General features: G+C 63.6%; 17 protein-coding genes. 4 read left to right on the forward strand and 13 right to left on the reverse strand.

The window, feature by feature from the left end:
- Positions 1-4: 4 nt before the first annotated feature.
- The 4 genes from ACFFDA_RS00350 to ACFFDA_RS00365 are packed head-to-tail and all read right to left on the reverse strand — an operon-like array spanning position 5 to position 4,411.
- Positions 5-1,708 (reverse strand): ATP-binding protein, encoded by a 1,704-nt coding sequence (locus ACFFDA_RS00350; RefSeq protein ID WP_404477610.1) that lies wholly within the window; start codon positions 1,706-1,708, stop codon positions 5-7.
- On the reverse strand, positions 1,699-2,214 hold the full coding sequence (locus ACFFDA_RS00355) for a GAF domain-containing protein (protein ID WP_404477611.1): 516 nt from the start codon (positions 2,212-2,214) through the stop codon (positions 1,699-1,701). Before ACFFDA_RS00355 ends, ACFFDA_RS00350 begins: the two co-directional genes overlap by 10 nt.
- Positions 2,211-3,524 carry a DUF3131 domain-containing protein gene (locus ACFFDA_RS00360; protein ID WP_404478312.1) on the reverse strand — a complete coding sequence of 438 codons (1,314 nt, stop codon included), beginning with the start codon at positions 3,522-3,524 and terminating at the stop codon, positions 2,211-2,213. Before ACFFDA_RS00360 ends, ACFFDA_RS00355 begins: the two co-directional genes overlap by 4 nt.
- A gap of 2 nt (positions 3,525-3,526) precedes the next feature.
- Entirely contained in the window at positions 3,527-4,411 is an 885-nt protein-coding gene (locus ACFFDA_RS00365) for a hypothetical protein (RefSeq protein WP_404477612.1), read from the reverse strand.
- A 131-nt stretch (positions 4,412-4,542) separates the two neighbouring features.
- Here ACFFDA_RS00365 and ACFFDA_RS00370 point away from each other — a divergent pair, with 131 nt between their 5' ends.
- The 3 genes from ACFFDA_RS00370 to ACFFDA_RS00380 all read left to right on the forward strand — a co-directional run bounded on the left by ACFFDA_RS00370 (position 4,543) and on the right by ACFFDA_RS00380 (position 9,406).
- Positions 4,543-6,351, forward strand: a complete 1,809-nt coding sequence (locus tag ACFFDA_RS00370) for a glycosyltransferase (RefSeq protein WP_404477613.1) — start codon at positions 4,543-4,545, stop codon at positions 6,349-6,351.
- Positions 6,348-6,683 (forward strand): hypothetical protein, encoded by a 336-nt coding sequence (locus ACFFDA_RS00375; protein WP_404477614.1) that lies wholly within the window; start codon positions 6,348-6,350, stop codon positions 6,681-6,683. Before ACFFDA_RS00370 ends, ACFFDA_RS00375 begins: the two co-directional genes overlap by 4 nt.
- Positions 6,684-6,877: 194 nt before the next feature.
- Positions 6,878-9,406, forward strand: a complete 2,529-nt coding sequence (locus ACFFDA_RS00380; RefSeq protein WP_404477615.1) for a DUF3131 domain-containing protein — start codon at positions 6,878-6,880, stop codon at positions 9,404-9,406.
- Here the strand turns inward: ACFFDA_RS00380 and ACFFDA_RS00385 are convergent.
- The 5 genes from ACFFDA_RS00385 to ACFFDA_RS00405 all read right to left on the reverse strand — a co-directional run bounded on the left by ACFFDA_RS00385 (position 9,392) and on the right by ACFFDA_RS00405 (position 13,233).
- The gene (locus ACFFDA_RS00385) at positions 9,392-9,859 is read right to left on the reverse strand and encodes a hypothetical protein (protein WP_404477616.1); all 468 of its coding nucleotides are present in this window, start codon (positions 9,857-9,859) and stop codon (positions 9,392-9,394) included. The two genes, ACFFDA_RS00380 and ACFFDA_RS00385, sit on opposite strands and share 15 nt — an antisense overlap.
- Before the next feature lie 75 nt (positions 9,860-9,934).
- The gene (locus ACFFDA_RS00390) at positions 9,935-10,561 is read right to left on the reverse strand and encodes a PRC-barrel domain containing protein (RefSeq protein ID WP_404477617.1); all 627 of its coding nucleotides are present in this window, start codon (positions 10,559-10,561) and stop codon (positions 9,935-9,937) included.
- A gap of 78 nt (positions 10,562-10,639) precedes the next feature.
- The gene (locus ACFFDA_RS00395) at positions 10,640-10,855 is read right to left on the reverse strand and encodes a hypothetical protein (protein WP_404477618.1); all 216 of its coding nucleotides are present in this window, start codon (positions 10,853-10,855) and stop codon (positions 10,640-10,642) included.
- Between the two features lie 186 nt (positions 10,856-11,041).
- Complete coding sequence (locus ACFFDA_RS00400) at positions 11,042-11,554, reverse strand: DUF1543 domain-containing protein (protein WP_404477619.1); 513 nt, start codon at positions 11,552-11,554, stop codon at positions 11,042-11,044.
- Entirely contained in the window at positions 11,551-13,233 is a 1,683-nt protein-coding gene (locus ACFFDA_RS00405) for an FAD/NAD(P)-binding protein (protein ID WP_404477620.1), read from the reverse strand. Before ACFFDA_RS00405 ends, ACFFDA_RS00400 begins: the two co-directional genes overlap by 4 nt.
- 198 nt (positions 13,234-13,431) lie before the next feature.
- On the opposite strand from ACFFDA_RS00405, the gene ACFFDA_RS00410 reads away from it, so the two are divergent.
- Entirely contained in the window at positions 13,432-13,737 is a 306-nt protein-coding gene (locus ACFFDA_RS00410) for a hypothetical protein (protein WP_404477621.1), read from the forward strand.
- 190 nt (positions 13,738-13,927) lie between these two features.
- Here the strand turns inward: ACFFDA_RS00410 and ACFFDA_RS00415 are convergent, their stop codons facing one another.
- The 4 genes from ACFFDA_RS00415 to ACFFDA_RS00430 all read right to left on the reverse strand — a co-directional run bounded on the left by ACFFDA_RS00415 (position 13,928) and on the right by ACFFDA_RS00430 (position 18,497).
- Complete coding sequence (locus ACFFDA_RS00415; RefSeq protein WP_404477622.1) at positions 13,928-16,255, reverse strand: xanthine dehydrogenase family protein molybdopterin-binding subunit; 2,328 nt, start codon at positions 16,253-16,255, stop codon at positions 13,928-13,930.
- On the reverse strand, positions 16,252-17,229 hold the full coding sequence (locus ACFFDA_RS00420; RefSeq protein WP_404478313.1) for an FAD binding domain-containing protein: 978 nt from the start codon (positions 17,227-17,229) through the stop codon (positions 16,252-16,254). Before ACFFDA_RS00420 ends, ACFFDA_RS00415 begins: the two co-directional genes overlap by 4 nt.
- Positions 17,226-17,741 (reverse strand): 2Fe-2S iron-sulfur cluster-binding protein, encoded by a 516-nt coding sequence (locus tag ACFFDA_RS00425; protein ID WP_404477623.1) that lies wholly within the window; start codon positions 17,739-17,741, stop codon positions 17,226-17,228. Before ACFFDA_RS00425 ends, ACFFDA_RS00420 begins: the two co-directional genes overlap by 4 nt.
- Before the next feature lie 117 nt (positions 17,742-17,858).
- Positions 17,859-18,497 (reverse strand): glutathione S-transferase family protein, encoded by a 639-nt coding sequence (locus tag ACFFDA_RS00430; RefSeq protein ID WP_404477624.1) that lies wholly within the window; start codon positions 18,495-18,497, stop codon positions 17,859-17,861.
- Positions 18,498-18,531: the final 34 nt, after the last annotated feature.

The following is an 18,531-nucleotide window of genomic DNA, read 5'->3' on the forward strand; positions in this document are numbered from 1 at the left end:
CGGTTCAGGCCGCTTTCGCGGCGGCGTTAGCGAGCGGCAAGGCAAAGCGGAAACGGGTATCTCCGGGGACGCTGGTGAATCCGATCTTGCCGCCGTGCCGTTCGACGATCGCGCGCGAGATGTTGAGGCCAAGGCCGCTGCCCCCGGTCTGGCGTTGGTTGCCGCCGACCGCCTGGGCGAACTTGCCGAATATCCGCTCGCGGAATTCGGCGGGAACGCCGGCGCCGTGGTCCTGAACGGTGATTACCGCCTCCTGCGCTAAGGCCTCAACGGTGATGGTCACGATGCCGCCCTCGGGGGAAAACTTCGCGGCGTTGGAGATGAGGTTGGCCATGACCTGTTGCAGCCGGTGTGCATCCGCCTCGACAATCACCGCGCCTTCCTCTCGACCGAGGGCGAGGATGATGCCTCGTTCGGCTGCATAGGATCGGTTTATCTCGGTGGCATCGTGCGCCACTTCGTTGAGGTCCACCGAGGCGAAGTTAAATTCCAGTTTTCCCGACTCGACCTTGTCCGCATCGAGGATGTCGTTGACGAGCGTGAGCAGGCGCTGGGCATTGCGATCGGCCAGCTTGACGAGTTCGAGCGCTCTAGGCGGCAAGCTTTCCCGAAGGGGCCCCATGAGCAGCCCGGTCGCCCCCCGGATCGAGGTGAGCGGCGTGCGCAGTTCATGGCTGACCGTGGAGACGAAGTCGTTCTTCATCTTCTCCTGCGCCCTGCGCTCGGTGATGTCGGTATAAGTCAGCGTATATGTGCCGTTCGCTCCCGGCCGGCCGCGGATTTCCAGGCAAAGACCGTCCAGCCCCAGATCGCGGACGAGCGAGATGGGCGCGCGCTCATACGCGGCAAGCGTTTCCTCCGGCTCTTCGGGCATCCCGGGCAGCGAGGCGAGGGTAGAGCGGATGGTGCTGCCGTCTTCGATCGAAGCACCCAGCAGCGTGCCCAGTTGCGCGTTCCACGCCAGCAGGCGGCCATCACGATCCATTAGCGCCACGCCGTGGCCGACATTGTCGAGCGTCTCGCGCAGGAGAGCTGCGTTAGCGCGGGCCACCGCCGAGGTCCTGCGCCGGGCTCCGACATGCCAGAGGAGCAGGCCGCCCGCCGCCAGCGTGATCGCCAGCCCGGCAAGCAATGCCGCAAGGACGGTATAGCGACTGTTCGCAGCGGCGGTGCGCTCGGACTCCAGCCTTTCTGCAAGGGCGGCTCGTTCCTCCCGCTCGACGGCGATGGACTGCACGCGGATCGCGTCCATCAAGGTCTTGCCCAGGCTACTTCCATCGCCTTGCCGCGAGTGGATTGATCGCGTCGTCAGCGCCACCTTGCGGCGCGCCAGGGCGGCCAGCCGCGCCATGACGCGATCGCTGACGGACCAGTCCAACCGCTGCAGATCTTCCAGTTCGGCCGACAGCGTCTCGCGGGCGGTCTCGAAGGGGGCAAGGTAGGCCGGGTCTCCGGTCAACAGGTAGCCCCGTTGCCCGATCTCGATGTCCCGCAGGCTGGAGACGAAGTGGTCGAGCTTGTCGATGCGCTCGTAAGTGGCCGCAACCGCGCTGCGCGATTGCTCCTCACGCCACCATGCGCCGGTGAGCGCCGATCCGGCGATCCAGACCGCCGCTATCAGCCCGATCAGGCCGATCGCGGCCATCACCAGGAGCAGCCGATGGCCGGCGTTGTCCGACGTCGGGTGGCCGGTCGGGGTCACGACCATTGCTCCCGCAGTTTCCCCAAACGGTACATGACCGCCTGCGCCTGCTCTTCGAGGCCCTGAAGGTCGAAGGTCTCCAGGGGCCTGGGGATGGTATCAATCACGCATAGCGTACCGATCGCCACGTTCTCGGGCGAAAGGAGGCGCGCGCCCGCATAGAATCGCACGTAGGGTGTTCCGACCACGAGCGGATTGCCTGCAAATCGGAGGTCCAACTGGGCGTCTGGAACAACCATCGTGCCCTCGGCCAGAATAGCGTGGCCGCAGAAAGATATGCTGCGAGCCGTTGATGAGACAGCGAGCCCGACGGATGCAGGAAAGCACTGCTGTTCCTCGGTCACGATGGAAATCAGGGTCATCGGCACCTGAAACATCGCGGCCGTCTCCGAAACGAGGGTCGTCAGCACCGGGTCGTTGCTGATGCGCTCTATCGGATAGGCGGCCACGATTTTCAGCCGTTCGGCCTCGTCGGCGCTTTTGCGGGCGATGGTGAAGTGATTGACCGTCATTGTGGCGCCACGCAGTGCAGGGGACCCGCTACGTCGCCGCCGATCGGGCGCTTGAGGTCTGCGGGCAGGATTCGGCCAAGCTCGCGATGCAGCAGGGCTTCCAGGACGATCGCATTGGTCGATGCGGTACGGGTCCATTCATACCCTGCGGAGGCTTCGTAGCGGCCTTCCAGCCAGCCGGTATCGCTGTCGAAGAGGGTAGACGTTGCCGACATCGCTGCCTTAGCCGACGGCGCGCCCATGGCCCACATCGCGAACGCCGCCTTGGTGGAGATGAGCGCGAGCGCAGGTTGGGAGGAGCCGTCCTCGGCCAGCGTGGCCCACGGGGTGCCGCCGCCGACGACGGTGCCGGTCAGGGCATAGGGCGCGGAATTGCGCCGGAAATCGGAACGGGCGGTGACGATGCGGGTGCGGGCCCGCCTGCGCTCCTGCGCGGCGAAGAGCCTGTCCGCCATCGATTTCTGGGCGTGGAGCGCGGCTCCGTCCGGGCCATGCCAGCCCATCTCCATGCCAAGCAGCGCATAAGGCACGACATGCAGCGGTGGGATCGCGCTTCCGGCACCGGCGATGGGGAAATCCACGCCTTCCACCGTGACGCTGTAGTCTGCGATCTTCGGCAGGTTGTCTGCCGCCGCAAGGCCCCAGGCGCGGTAGCCCTGAGCGGCATAGACGCCGTAGCCCGTCGCGACGTCTCGCACCGTGGCGAGCGTCGCGGAACCCGGCGGCCCCTGCAGGACCTGCCCTTGTCCGTCGATCGCGGCGCAGATCTGCCAGCGCTCGACGATGCCGGCCACGGAATGCGCGTATTGCGGGTAGGACAGCGCCAGCGTCCTGATCCAGAGCAGCAGCCTACCCAGTTGCACACCCGACCAGCCGGGATCGCGGTCGGTGGCGGGCGGGTCCATCAACTGCCCACTGTTGCAGGCGTAGAAGCGGCCGGGCAACTGGCCGCGCGCCAGCGGCGCCGCATGGAGAAAAACCAGCAGGGGGCTGATCGCGGCGTCGAATTCGCGCCGGTCGATGGCACCTAGGCGCAAGGCGCAGATCGCGGCCGCCAGTTGGTCGCCGATTGTCGCGGTCGTGCTGAAACCACCGCCCGCGCTGGTTTCGACGAGGCCAGTGGCGCCATTGCGCGCGGACCGGAAATACTGCCAGGCGACCTTCGCGCGATCCTTGTCGGTCGGCCCGGGCGATGCGAGGCCCGTCGTCTCCTCGCGGATGGCGCGCGCCACGACGCCGCAGCCGGAAAGCCCCATCAGGCCCAGGCCAGCCAGCATCCGGATGCCGTCGCGGCGGGTGGCGGAAGGCATGGTCAAAATTCGTGACTCCACGATATCATCAGGCCGCCGTTCCTGAAGCGCCCGGTATCCTTGCCCGCGCGTCGCCAGGGAAAGCGATTGCCCGAATAGTTCGCATACTGAACCGAGACGCGATTGGATCGGTAATCGAAGAAGCCGAACCCATAAGTGAAGTCCGGATCCCACGGCTGCTGTCCGTGCTCCCAGGCATAGGCGGTGAAGTCCAGGTAGATGCGCCGGGTGAAAGGATAGCGGCATCCAAGCGACGCGCTGCGCTTCCACTTGCCGGGACTGCCATCATTGCGGACGAAGCGCGGGGTGGCGTTGAGGTTCGCCCGGCAGTCGATCGACAAGTCGGAATCGATGAGCAGCTGGCGGGCAAGGACTCTGGGCATTGGTGCCTTGTAGCCTGCCGACACCGTTCCCTGAGACAGTCGCGTGACCGGGTCGCCTTCGGCCGGATCGAAGCGGTTGTTGGCATAGTTCGAGTAGATCAGGCTGAAGGTATAGGGGTGCCAGTCGTCGTATCCGAAGCTGTACGTGAAATCAGGGTCCCAGGGCTTGCGTGCGGACTTGTCGAGATACTTGTGCATGGTGAGGTTCGCGAACCAGTGGCCGAGCGGCCGATATTGCAGGTTCAGGCGCAGTGCCGGGCTTGTCGATGCGACGACGCCGTTGTCCTGATTGCCCGCCGCGCGTGAACTGAGGGGAACGTAGAGGCCCGGCGTCACCGTCAGGCCTTCCAGCAGTTCGCGTGCCTCGCTGTCATACCGCCGCAAATAGAGCTCTCGCAGCGGCAGGGCAAATGAGCTTTCCGCCCCCGCCAGGACATCGTCGGCCCCGGCCTCAGTGTCCTGCGCGCAGGCGAACGGTGCGAAGATGCAGCTCGAAACGAGCACGGATCCAGAGACCCAGGACCGAGGTTGCAGCAACCGGGAAGCTTGCATGACTTCACCCTATTGCATCTTGCGCGGAACCGAAACAGGCTTCATCAAATAATACATCGCTTTGGTCGCAAGAGAGAGAGGCAATGGCGTTCTATTTCGAACGATTCGAGCACCGAAAGCCTCCAGAACCTCTCCCCTGCTCATCATTAACGGAAGGTATATGGCAATATTTAGCCATCATTAACCTTTCTCTCGGCGCTTGGTATCTATGGTGGAGGTGGAGTAGTTCACTCAATTATGATGCATTATGGTTTGCCGTTCCCCTAGTTACTGCCGAGACGTTCGCCTACGTTGGTCTTGCCCTTTTCACGTATAACCTGTGGTCCACTTGCGATTACGAGCAAAAGCCGCCTCCTGCTTCCATAGCGGATTGTACGGATGGAGAAGGAGGCGACCGCCCGGTTTCGGTCGATGTATTCATTGCGACCTACGACGAGGACGAAGAACTTGTTCGCCTGTCCATCCGGGACGCCAAAGCGATCCGCTATCCGCATCGACTGGACCTGACGATCCACGTCCTCGACGACGGTCGCCGCGGAAGTATGCGCGCCGTCGCGCAGGAGGAGGGGGTAAACTACATCACCCGTGCCGATAACGTGGGCTTCAAGGCGGGTAACCTGCGCAACGCCATGGAGCAGACGAGCGGCGATTTCATCGTCATCTGCGATGCCGATACGCGCCCTTTTCCGTCATTGCTGGAAAATACGCTGGGCTACTTCAGAGATCCTGACGTCGCCTTCGTCCAGACCCCGCAGTGGTTCTACGACGTTCCGGAGGGGCATACCCTTACGAAAGTATGGGGGCGAAGCGCAGGGGCCGCAGGACGCCTTGCGGCTGGCGCGATCGAGCGAGTGTTCGGAGAGATCCGGATCGGCGAGGACCCCTTCGTCAACGACCCCAGGATGTTCTACGATATCATCCAGCGTCGTCGCAACCGAGCCAATGCAGCGTTTTGCTGCGGCGCCGCGTCGCTGCACCGGCGAGAGGCGGTGATGTTCGTGGCCTTGCGCGCCTATGCGGAAGTGGTCGGGCGTACATCGCCAGAAAAGCGATCCCTGATCGACCGCTTCCTAGGCAGCCGGGCCGATCCCGCCTCGCAGGCGCTCGCCCGTTGGCAGGCGGCGCAGGCGCAGGAACTTACCCCTTACAAGTTCCACGTATCGGAGGACATCTACACATCGATAGTCCTGCATCGGGATCGCGAGCGGCGGTGGAAATCGGTGCTGCATCCGGCCGTGGAATCGAAGATGCTGTCGCCCCAGGACCTGCTTACCTGGACCATCCAGCGGTTTAAGTACGCGGGCGGCAGCCTCGACATCTTCTTCAACGACAATCCGGTTACGCGACCGGGCCTGACCTTGCCGCAGAGGCTGATGTACGCGACGACGTTCTGGTCGTACCTCGGCGCGCTATGGAACATGATGTTCCTTGCCGCGCCGCTTATCTACCTCTTCCTCGGTGTTCCGCCAGTAAGCGCCTACACCAGCGACTTCTTCGCCCATGCCCTGCCGTTCCTGGTCTGCAACGAGTTGGCCTTCATGGTCGGAACCTGGGGCGTTTCGGGCTACAAGGGCAAGGTGACCTACCTGGCCTCATTCCCGCTTTCCCTGCGGGCGATATGGGCGGTCGTGCGGGGACGGCAGATCAAGTTTCCGGTCACGCCGAAGGAACGGCAGGCGGGTAACTTCGCCCGTCTCGTCATGCCGCAGATCGTGCTCGTAGGGCTGACGCTCGGAGCGTTTGCCTTTGCCGCCGTGCGGCTGGCCCTTGGAGATCCCGACTACAGCCTTGGTGGCCTCATCGCCAACGGCTTCTGGGGCCTAAACAACATCCTCGCCATGGGCATCATGATCCGTGCCGCTTTCTGGAAGCCTGACTGGGAGACCGAATGATGTCGTTCGCCGCAAACCTTGCCCGGGCAAGAAGTCACCTCATCATCGTGTTCGGGCTGATCAGTGCCAGCGCGCTCATCATGAGCATCGAAGCGACCAAACCCGGGCGCGTCGCCACCAGCGCAAAGGGGACCGGCAGCGCTCCGACGTCGGCGGAGACCCGCGCCGCGACGTGGGCCTGGGCGAACTTGCCGCCGTCGCAGCGTACGCCCGAAATGCGCAGTGTCGCCGCACGCCTCGGGGTGCGTGATGCCCAGTCGGTGCGGCTCGGCAGCGGGGAGGCTGCCGTGATTCTGCAGGCTCTAGACAAGAGCCATGGAGATCAAAGGTGAAGAGCCTGCTAACCCGTTGGCTGCCGCCCCGCTGGCTGCTGCTGGCAGCGGCTCTGCTGCTCCCAGCACAGACGATATTGGCCGCATCGACAGAGAGCGACCCTATCGTCGCCGGCCCGTACTCCATCCTTTCGGCAGACAAGCAGGCCACGCACCCCGGACGGTACGGCCCGCTGACCGCGCGGGAAATGGAGATGGCGCGCATCGCCTGGCGCTATTTCGAGAACAATACCCAGGCGCAGACGGGCCTGGTCAACTCGGTCGACCGGTTCCCGTCCACTACCCTGTGGGACATCGCGAGTTCCATCGGTGCGATCGTATCCGCCCGCGAGATCGGACTCATCGATCAGGACGACGCTGCTGACCGACTGAGCCAGATGCTCGAGACGCTGGGTAAGATCGAGTTGTTTCGCAACCTGTGTCCGAACAAGGCGTACAACAGCGCCACCGCGCAGCGGGTGACCTACAGCGGCGAACCGGGAGAGATCGGCTGTTCCGCTCTCGACGTGGGGCGTCTCCTCGTGTGGATGCGCGTCATCGAACAGCGCTATCCGGCGTTGCAGCCTCTCGTGCAGGCGGCGGTGAAGCACTGGAACGTGCCGGCGCTTGTCCGGCAGGGCGAACTTTACGGCACCGCGCTTGGACCCGACGGGCAGGTGCAGTACCTGCAGGAAGGTCGCCTCGGCTACGAAGAATACGGGGCCAAGGCGTTCCGGCTCTGGGGATACGACACCGGCAAGGCCGCGGCGGCGGAGCCTTATGGGCTTCTATCCATCTACGGCATCCGGATTCCCTACGACGCGCGGGATCCGCATATGTTCGGCGCGCATAACTACGTCGTCACCGAAAGCTATGCGCTCGACGGGATCGAATTCGGCTGGGACGAGCCGGGCGATACCAGGACCGGACCGTTCGAGTTCAGCAGCGGCTGGATCGCCCGCGCCGCCGAGCGGGTATACCTTGCGCAGCAGGCCCGGTTCGAGAAGACCGGAATCCTCACCGCGCGCACCGAGCATCAGCTCGCGGGGGCGCCATACTTCGTCTACGATACCGTCTTCAGCGATGGCGTGCCCTGGGCGACGATCACCGATACCGGGGAAGCGCATCCGGAATTCGCATCGGTGGCGCTGAAAGGGGCGCTGGGCCTCTGGGTCCTCTGGAACACGCCCTACACCGACCGCCTCTTCGAGCATGTTCGCGGCGCCTTCGACCCCGAGCGCGGCTTCTACGAGGGCCTGCTGGAGAACGGCGGCGGGCGGATCGAGACTTTCACCGCCAACAACAACGGCATTATCCTCGAGACGCTGCTCTACAAGCTGCAGGGCGCCATCCTGCGCCCATCCTCGCTAGCGCGGCCGGTAGCCGGTTCGGCGCCGGCGCGAGCGACCACGCCGGTTGCCCTCCCGACGGCAAAGCCGGCTCCGGCGCCCGCTCCGTTGCGCCGTTCCGGGCCCCACTTGCCGGATGCGAAGGCGTCGCCGATCGTGACCGGGGCGGTCTGGGCGATACCATCGACCGATAGCGCGGCGCACCCCGGCCGCAGTGGTCCGCTGACTCCGGACGAGCAGGCGCTGGCATCGGCGGCCTGGGCGTACTTCAAGGCCAACACCCGGCCGGAAACCGGGCTGGTCGATGCGGTGGCCCGCTATCCATCGTCAACCCTCTGGGACACGGCTGCGGGCATCGGTGCGGTGGTTTCTGCCGAGCAGTTGGGGCTGATCGATATCGAGGAGGCTGATCGCAGGCTCGGCGCGATGCTGGCGTCCTTGCGCAAGATTACCCTGTTCAGGCAGATGTGTCCGAACAAGGCGTTCAACACTATGACGCTGGAGCGCACCGATTACGGGAACGTCCCGCGCGAGATCGGCTGCTCGGCACTGGATGTCGGACGCGCGCTGGTGTGGCTGAAGATCGTGCACCGGCTCTATCCGGAACAGCGCCGCGCGGTCGAGGATCTGGTCAGCTACTGGCGGGTCGGCGGGCTGGTTCGCGAAGGCGCGATGTTCGGCACCAAGCTGGTGAATGGCGACGTGATCTATCAGCAGGAAGGGCGGCTGGGTTACGAGGAGTATGCTGCCAAGGGCTTCGCGCTGTGGGGGCATCCGGCGGCCATCGCCGAGGCGCCCGCGCCCTACGCCGTGACCATGATCGAGGACGTCGCGATCGCGCATGACAAGCGCGATGCGACGAACATCGGCGGCAGCAACCACATCGTGACGGAGAGCGCCATGCTCGATGGCGTGGAGTTCGGATGGGATCGCGCCGACGACGCGACGAGCGATGCCTTTGAATTCACCGAAGGCTGGGCTGCGGCGCAGGCCTGGCACATCTATCTGGCGCAGGAGAAACGTGCCGAGCGGACGGGAATCTTGACCGCTCGCACCGAACACCAGCTCGCGGCGGTTCCGCATTTTGTCTACGACACAGTCTTCGCCGACGGCAAGCCATGGGCGACCGTCAGTGCCGGCGGCGATCCTTTCCCGAATAGTAGCGCCGTGACACTCAAGGCGGCGATAGGTCTCTGGGTGCTCTGGCCGACGGCTTATACCGACCGTCTGTTCGCGGCCATCTCCCGGGAATTCGACCCCGAACGCGGCGTCTATGAAGGCGTACTGGAGGCGGGCGGCCGTATTGGCACTTTCACCGCGAACAACAACGGCATCATCCTCGAGACGCTGGCCTATAAAGTGAAAGGACCTCTGCTTCGCCTAAAATCCAGATAGTTGGGTCGCTATCGAAATGAACACCCGGCAACCGGCATCGGGAGCGGTGAAGACCGGCCCGTTGACCATGATGAAATCCTGCGAGGTCTCGCCTTCCGATCCAGGCAAGCGATCGCCGGGGACATCCATGACCTTGAGCGCCAGCCCGCGCGGAAGGGCAATGGCATCATCCAGTACATCGCCTGCATTGGTGGAAATGCGGATGACGGCATCGAAGCTGGTAGGATGCGAAAAAATTCCCTGGGCGAGTTCCGGGGGAAGCCCGGCGCTGACCGTCAGACGGCCGATGGCGATGCCATGCGCCTTGGCATGCACGGCGCGTACGCCCGATTTGTAGTCGTCGGCTGTCGTCTCCTGGATCAAATTGAATTGCTCTTCGAGGGCTCGAATGGTTTCTGCCTCATCCGGCTTTATTTGCTCGACCGAAGGGGCAAAACGGACGGGGTGGGTCATGGCAAGGCTTCCTGTGATAATTTAGGTATCCAACGCTGACAGAGGACAGCGAGTTTCCCGCACCACGTGGCCCAGCTAAATAGAAGTCGGCCAGCTATCCGGAGTTATCGGCGCGATAGCCTCGAACGCATCACGAGGCATCAGCAGCACCAACTGGTCGCACTCGAACACGATGGCGTCGCGCGGAACCGGCCGCAGCTGTTCGGCGATCCCGGCTGCCACCGTGGTCGCCACGACGACATAGCTCACCGCTCCGGACCTGCATTCGATAAGCGCTTCGACGGTTTTCCCGAGGGGTTTGCTGTCGCCGTCGAGCACGGGCATGCCCGCAATCCCGGTGGCGGTGAACAATGTGGGAGAAGACGCCCTGCGACTGGCCACCTTGGCAGATCGTCCGCCGTCCTCATACGCGCGTTGTCTTCCCAGCCAGCGCCATATGCCGACCAGATTGACGAACGTCAGAAACCCGTTGGCCGCAATCAGGCTTACCTGTCCCGAGCCGAGCCCGACGGTCGTCCAGGCAACCGAGCCGATCGTAAAGACCACGAAGCCCCACCCCGTCACACGAGCGCCCAAGTTGACGGCGGTCATCATGGCCGCAATCATCGTTGCGATCGGCGCGAGCCATTCGGCTATGTTGGTCAGTGTCCGGTCCTCGCGTATATTGCAGACTGCATCCGTTGATGTGATCCTTGCTGCCACTCGACGCATGCAGACATGGGTGGGATGAGGAGAAGGGTTGAAATCGCATTGATTCAGATTGATTTTGCACTGGCAAAGTCATGCCGTTCGGGAGGCGTACCAGGCTGCATAAGGTGTAGTCCTCGCCATATGGCGATTGAGGTCCGGCGCTCCGTCATCCCACCAGACCTCTCCCCTTTCTCCCAGAGCGTGCTTGGCCCGATCGACGGCGGTGTGCGCCTCGTCTTCGGCGATCTTGTCTTTTGATCGCCGCGCCGCCGCGATCGCGCGGCGGGCCGTCATCAGTTCTGTCACCAGTTGTGCTCTACGGTCTTCGGGAAGGCGGGGATCCGACATCCGCCACAGCCTTCCACGGACCACGAAGTAGCGGCCGTCGGGCGTGACCGGATGGTTCCACGCGGTTCGCGGCCTGTCAGCCATGGAGCACAGTCACGGGCCTCGTGCGTGACTCATCGGGTTTCCGCTGCACGATCGGATAGCTCAACTGTTTTTCCGGATGGGTATGTATTGGCAGGTGAAGCTGGGTTCGATACCAGAAGAAGCCGGTGTCAAATGCACGAAAAGTCGCTCGCCGACGGGTTGGTCGGTCAGGCAGAAAGCTTGCTCAGCTTCGTACAGGTCGTCCCTGTGCGGATCGACCCAGTGCCTGACCGACTTCATCGCGCGGGACTTGGCCTTGCCCTCGCTTTCGGCCACGACGAAAACGTTGCGGTGACGTTCCGCAAACTCTCCGGGCTCGTAGCCACCAAGATTGACGAAATAGAGTTTTTCCGGCCCGGTGAAAGGCTCGGCGCGCAGCGACACGTCATGGCCATCGGCATGGGTGATCTGGGCCCAGCAATCGATGTGCAGACTTCGGGGCACGCCCCACCAGTCGCGGCGCAATGTTGCGTAAGTATCTTCGATCGCATTGGCGACGACGAACCGCACGTCGTGGACTTCGATGTTGGCGCCCGGAAATTCGCCGCCGATGTAGATTGCGAACAACTTCATGACAAAGCCATGCCCCTTGCATGGCTGGCCGGTTCGCCCACTGCCGCGCTTTCCCGGACAACCGCGGCGGCCAATTCCGCGCCGACGACCCGGCCCATCTCGCAGGAGCTGGTGATGCCCTGGATGAAGGGATGTCGACCCATGATGAAAGGCAGGCTCAGACAGAAAAGCTGGTCGTCCGGGATGTCTGGCGATATGGGATGGAACTGGTCATCCAAGACGATGCCCCGCGCAGGACCGCGCTCCTGGTCGGCAGCCACGTCGCGCACGATGCCCTGATCGCGCAGCGACGCAAAAGGGAAGTCCTTGGCGGCCAAGGCACGCTGGCCGGTAGCCTCGATGAAAACCGGGAAATGGACCAACTCACCGTCGAGGTGCAGGACGGCGCCGCTCTCGGCCCGGTGGCTGTCGATCCTGTAGTTCTCGCCCACCTTCATGACGTCGAGCTTTCCAGCTTTGTGAAGCGCCAGCATCCGCTTGATCGATTCGTGCGGAACCGTAGCGTAATCGTCAACGAACACAGGTTTGAAGAAGCGAGAGAAGCGCTGGAAATCCGCATCGTCGAGATGCGGTATGAGGTTCTGGATGACTTCGTGCATGCGCAAAATCGCGTAGCGCCAAGCCACGGTGCGGCGTGCCTCGTAATCTGCCTTGGCTTCCGCCAGGTTCCGTTCAGCCCATGCAAACGGAGCAGCCGCCATGCGCTCGGCGAAATAGCCGTCGCAGAACTCCTCCATATTGAGTCGATCGAGCCCTACCTGTTGCGCATAGGCGCCATCGGCTGCGGCCAGTTCCTGCTTGAACAGCGCGAAAGCCTGATCGAGAAGGTCGTCGTTCTGCCCGGCGATCAGGCCTTCGATGGCTTCGTCGTTGCAGATGGCAAGCGGTTCGTAAGGGATAGGGAAATAGAAGTCCGCTTCCGGGAGAAGCCCCTTGCGCGACAGCATGGTCATATGGAAGTCGTGGGTATCCGCACAAGGCGCGTAGACCAGTCCATCCTCGCCATCGTCGACGAACTCGCCGTGGCTGACCGCGAGCGCCACCGCAGCATCGATCGCGGTCAGCGACGAACCGCGAATGCCGATTCGGCAGGCAGGAATTTTCTCGATTTCGGAAGCAGGCCAGGGGCTGACGAAGTAGCCCGGCCGTACTTCCGGCTGATCAGGCCATTGATGACCCGTCGCGAGCACGACATGGTCGAAGCGAGTCTTGAAAACATCTTCCCGCTCGGGCCGGACGACTAGAGTCATTCCATCGTCCGCGCTTATCGCATCGACGACTTCGCACCGAGTACGCACGTTCACCATCACACCGGCGCGCGTGGCCCGATCGAGCATCGCATGAAGCTGATCGTAGAAGTAATCGCCGAGCAGCACGCGTGGGTAGAATGCGCGATCATCGATCTGCTCGCGACTGATGTGCAATTCCGCAAGCCGATCGTCGCTCTGCCGGTCGAGCCAGTCGACCAGTGTCTCCTCAAGCGGCGGGATCTCCACGCTGGCGATGTTGGACAGCATTGCCGGATCGTTCCAGCCGGGCCGATAGGGGGTGCCCCGTCCAACGCTCGCCTGCTTTTCAAACAGGGTGAGTTCGAATGGCGGTGGCTCCTGTCGCAGCAAGGCGTGCAGCGTATAGATTGTGGTCGGGCCGGCACCGACGAATGCAATGGAACGGGTCATTTATGCAAAATGCGCAAATGGTCCGGTCGGCTCCCGCGAAAACGGCTTGATCCATGTTAACCTCGACTACCGGCGGCGGGGGCGAGCAATCGGTAACATCTCGACGCGAATTGCCACCATCCCGGCCCGAGCGGGCGTTTTCTACGAAACGGAGATGATCGTTGGTGGCTTTGCAACAGCATCACAAGGAGAGCGACGATGTCAGGCGGCGGCGAATATGAACCTAAAGATCAGCGTAACGTGACCGGACAGCCGGCCGAGCAGGCGGATCGGTGGAAGAAGGACGAAACGGACCCGCCGAAGGCTTCCGGTGAAACTGCTGCGGGCGTACGATCGCTCGAAAACGAGCGCGTGAACCCCGGCGCGGGTTCCACCGCAGGCAACGACGCGGGCGGCGCGCGAACGCAGCACGGCAAGGCGGCGCAGGACGATGCGTTTTTTCGGGAAAACCATGTGCAGGCGGGGACGCAGCGTGACCCCGTGCATCGCGAGGAAGATGGGTAGCCGCGCATTCCGGCCTCTTGTCCTCTGGTTGATCCGGCACGGGCAAAGTGCGGATAACGTCGCACGCGACGCCGCGCATGAAGCCGCCGACGCCTAAAATCTACCCCCGGATGAGGCCCGCTATCCGCTAGTTTACGCTGCGATCCGCGCCAAATGTTCTGACGAAGGACACAAAGGGTTGCTGGCCCGGTTAAAGCAGTTTGTCGAGCGTGATCGGCAGGTCACGGATGCGTTTGCCGGTGGCGTTGTAGATGGCGTTCGCCACGGCCGCCGCTGTTCCAGTAATGCCGATCTCACCGATGCCGCGTGCGCCCATCGGCGCGTGCGGGTCGGGAATGTCGGTCCAAATCACGTCGATCTCCGGCACGTCCATATGCACCGGGATGTGATATTCGGACAGGCTCGGATTCATGACACGGCCCTTGCGTTCGTCGAACTGTGTTTCCTCCATCAGGGCAAGGCCAAGCCCCATGATGATGCCGCCGCGAAACTGACTTGCCGCAGTCTTGGGGTTGAGGATGCGGCCACAATCGAAAGAACCGAGAAAGCGGCTGACGCGCGGTTCGCCGGTAACCGCGTTGACCCGCACTTCGCAGAACATGGCCGCGTGGCTGTGCATCGACCAGTGCATCAGTTCGAGGGGCGGCGGCCCTTCGCCGATCACTTCGACGCTGCCGCGTCCGGCGCGTGCAAGAATCGAGGCGTATGTCTCGTGCCGCGTGGGCTCGTCGACCTTGCAAAGGCCGGCATCGCGGCATGCCACATCGTCGGGCTTGAGGCCCGCGAGCGGCGAATCGTTGCCGACGATCTCCAGCAGTTGCTTGATGAGCAGGCGGTGCGCCGCGATCACCGCTGCACCGATGGCGGCGGTCTGCTGCGATCCGCCAGCCAGGACGGTGCCGGGCAGAGTGGAATCGCCGTAATGGAAATCGACCGCTTCGAGGGGAAGGCCCAATCGCTCTGCGGTGACCTGAACTTGCGCCGTGGCAGTGCCCATACCCATTTCGTGCGCGGCGATGCCCACGCTGGCACCGTCCGGCATCAGGGTCAGTCGCGCCGCGCCTCCCGGCATTCGGTAATAAGGGTAGGTGCCTTTGGCGCAGCCCATGCCGACGAGCCATTCGCCATCCCGCGTGCTGCCGGGCTTTGGATTGCGCCGGTCCCAGCCAAAAGCCCTGGCGCCTGCGCGCCAGGCATCGACGATGCGGCGCGAAGAGAACGACAGGCCGCTTAGCGGATCGACTTCGGGCTCGTTGCGGATGCGTAGTTCCATCGGATCGACCGCCAGCGTCTCGGCCAGTTCGTCCATGGCCGATTCCAGCGCGAACGTGCCCACCGACTCCCCCGGCGCCCGCATGAAGGTGTTTGCCAGCATATCGAGTTCGACCGCATGTACATCGAGTTCGATGGTATCGGCGGCGTAGGCGCTCTTGGCGGCCAGTATGAAGGGCTCGGGCATCACGTTCGACGGCGTTTTCGCGGTAATGCCCCGATGGATCAACGCCCTGAGCTTTCCATCCGCATCGGCGCCGAGACTGACGTGCTGCTCGGTCAGCGAACGTCCGCCGACCAGCCGATAGACCCCCTCGCGCGAGAGGACGAGGCGGACGGGCCTCCCGCACAACTGCGCGGCGGCAGCGGCCAGAACATGGTGCTGCCACATGCACTTCCCGCCGAAACCGCCGCCGACGTAGGGCGAGGTCACGACCACCTTCTCTTCCGGGATGCCGAACATCTGTCCGAGCGACCAGGCGGTGTGGCTGACGAGCTGGGATGCGTCGTGGACGCGCAGGACGTCGCCTTGCCAGGCCACCGTAACCGCATGAAGTTCGATGGCGTTGTGGTTGTGCCGGGGCGTGCGATATGTGGCGCCGACGCGCACCGCCGCTCCTTCGAGAGCGGCTTGCGCCTTGCCTTTCTCGTCGTGCAGCGGCTGTCCCATGAACACCGCGGGGCGCGCATCGACCCGCGCCTGTTCGAATGAAGTGACCGCAGGCTCGGCCTCGTACGCGACTTCGACAAGAGAGGCAGCGTGGTTGGCATGCTCCTGGGTCTCGGCCAGTACGACGGCGACCGGCTGGCCGTTCCAGTAAATGGTCTCGTCCTGCATCACCGGCAGGCTGTCACCACCGGCCGCCTTGGGGTTCGACATGAACGCTGGCGGCGGCGACAGGCGCGGGGCGTTCAGGTGCGTCATCACGGCAACGACGCCCTCGGCGGCATTCGCTTCGGCAGTATCGAGGTTGGCGATGCGACCCTTCGCGATCGTGCTGAAGACGATCGCGGCGTAGACCATTCCCTCCATCGGAAATTCAGCAGCGAAGCGGGCGGTTCCTGAGACTTTGAGCGGACCGTCTATGCGGGACACAGCGCGTCCGACATGGCCATGCTGGCGCTCGATCAGAGGATCGGGAACGCCGCCCGGCACCCAGTTGTCCGGCGCCAGAGCGACCGCCTTGGCCATCAGCCCCTGTGCGGCGCCCTGGACGAGGGCCTTGGCGTCCTTGGCGATGCTCATGCGCCGTCTCCCGTCAATTCCTCAAGCACTGCGACGATGGTGCGGCGGGCAAGTTCGATCTTGAAGCCGTTGCCGCTGAGAGCAATTGCTTCGCTCAGTTCGGCGTCGGCGGCAGCTTCGAATGCGAGGCGGCCTGCGGACCCGCCCGCCAAAATTGCCTCGGCCCGGCGGGCTCGCCACGGACGGTGGGCGACGCCGCCAAGTGCGAGGCGAACATCGCGTATCTCGCCCTTGTCGAGCGCAATCACGCCCGCCACCGATACGAGCGCGAAGGCATAGCTCGAACGATCGCGCACCTTGCGGTAGGTCGAGCGAAGCGGGGCTGGCGGCAGTTCGATGGCTGTGATCAGTTCACCGTGCCTCAGTATCGTTTCGATATCGGGACGATCGCCTGGCAACTGATGCAGATCCGTCAGGGCAATTTGCCGCTCACCTTCGCAACTGCGTGTATGGACGATAGCGTCGAGTGCAACCAGCGCCACTGCCATGTCCGAGGGGTGTACGGCAACACAGGCATCGGAAGCGCCGAGGATGGCGTGATTGCGATTGAAGCCTTCGCGGGCATCGCAGCCCTGGCCGGGCTGGCGCTTGTTGCAGCGTGAACCGCTCTGGTCGTAGAAATAGGCGCAGCGCGTTCGCTGCAGCAGATTTCCGCCTGTCGTGGCCATGTTCCTGATCTGGGCGCTGGCACCTGCAAGGATGGCACGGGCGAGGACAGGATAGCGCTCGCGAATTAGCGGATGGCCGGCAATCGCGGTGTTGCGCGTGCCCGCGCCGATCATCAGGCTGCCGCTGCGGGTTTCCTCGATGCCGATGGAAAGCCCCGATACGTCCACGAGCGCCTTGGGGCGCTCGATCGTCTCGCGCATCAGATCGACAAGGTTGGTGCCGCCCCCCAGATAGCGTGCTCCGGCAGTGGCCTGAACCACGGCGTCACCCGCGTCGTTGGCACGCGCATAACGAAGCGGGGTCATTCCGCGGCTTCCGGCACAGGCGCAAGCGTCGCGGTGATGGCCTCGATGATACCGTTGTGCGCCCCGCAGCGACACAGGTTGCCGCTCATCCTTTCACGCAATTCTTCACGCGTGAGGTCGATCGTCGATGCCGAGAGGTCGGCGGAAACATGGCTGGGGATGCCGCGCTGTATTTCGTCCGCCATGCCGATGGCGGAGCAGATCTGCCCCGGCGTGCAATAGCCGCACTGCAAGCCGTCGTGCTCGACGAAGGCCTGCTGCAGCGGATGCAGGTCTGTGGCCGTGCCGATGCCTTCTATGGTCACGATCGAGCGGCCTTCGTACTGAACCGCAAGCGCCAGGCACGATAGGATACGCTCACCATCGGCAAGCACCGTGCAGGCCCCGCAAGCGCCCTGATCGCAACCCTTCTTGGTGCCGTGGAGGGTGAGGTGATCGCGCAGGAAATCCAGTAGGGATACGCGCGGATCGGCGGGAAGGACGGCTGGTAGCCCGTTGATGACGATGCTCATCGCGCTAGTCTCCGAAGGAGGGATGATGGCTGATGGTCAGTCGCGTGTTCATACCTGATCCCCTCCATGGTGACGTGCAAGTGGGATAATGCCTTGCGCGTCGGGGCGTTGCCCAACTCAGGCAAAGCGATACGGACCGCCTCTCGCGAGGGCGGCCTGATAGGCCGGCCTCGCGTGAATCTTGTCGAGCCACGCGATCGTCGCGGGCCTTCCGACTTCCAGCCCGCCACGATCGCGGGCCGCTTCGAGCGGAAAGCTCATCATGATATCCGCTGCGGTGAACGTGTCGCCTGCGAACCACGGGCGGAACGACAATTCGTGTTCGACGAAGTCGAGGTGCACATCGATCATCGGCTGCAGCTTCTTCTGCGCGGTCTTGCCGATCAACGGAATACGGCCCAACACCAGATTGATGAGCAGCGGCGGCATGAGCGAGCCTTCGGCATAGTGCAGGAAGTGGCGATAGCGCAGCGCCGCATCATCGCCATAGGGTTTGCCGAGAAGTCCGTCGGCCTTGCCTGTGAGGTATTCGGCGATGGCGCCGGTCTCGGCGATGATCCGCTCGGTGCCGAAGGGGTCGCGATCGACGATAACCGGCGACTTGCCGAGCGGGTGAATTCTGCGCAGTTCCGGCGGGGCCAGCATGGTCGCCGCATCGCGTTCGTAGCGCTTGACCTCGTAGGGCATCGCCAGTTCTTCCAGCAGCCACAGCACACGCTGCGAACGCGAGTTTTCCAGATGGTGGACGACGATCATCGGGGTGAGGTTCTCCGCTGGGTCTGTTGGTCAA

Origin of the sequence: Novosphingobium sp. BL-52-GroH (assembly GCF_044813085.1) — a bacterium.
In the GTDB taxonomy this organism is placed as follows: domain Bacteria; phylum Pseudomonadota; class Alphaproteobacteria; order Sphingomonadales; family Sphingomonadaceae; genus Novosphingobium.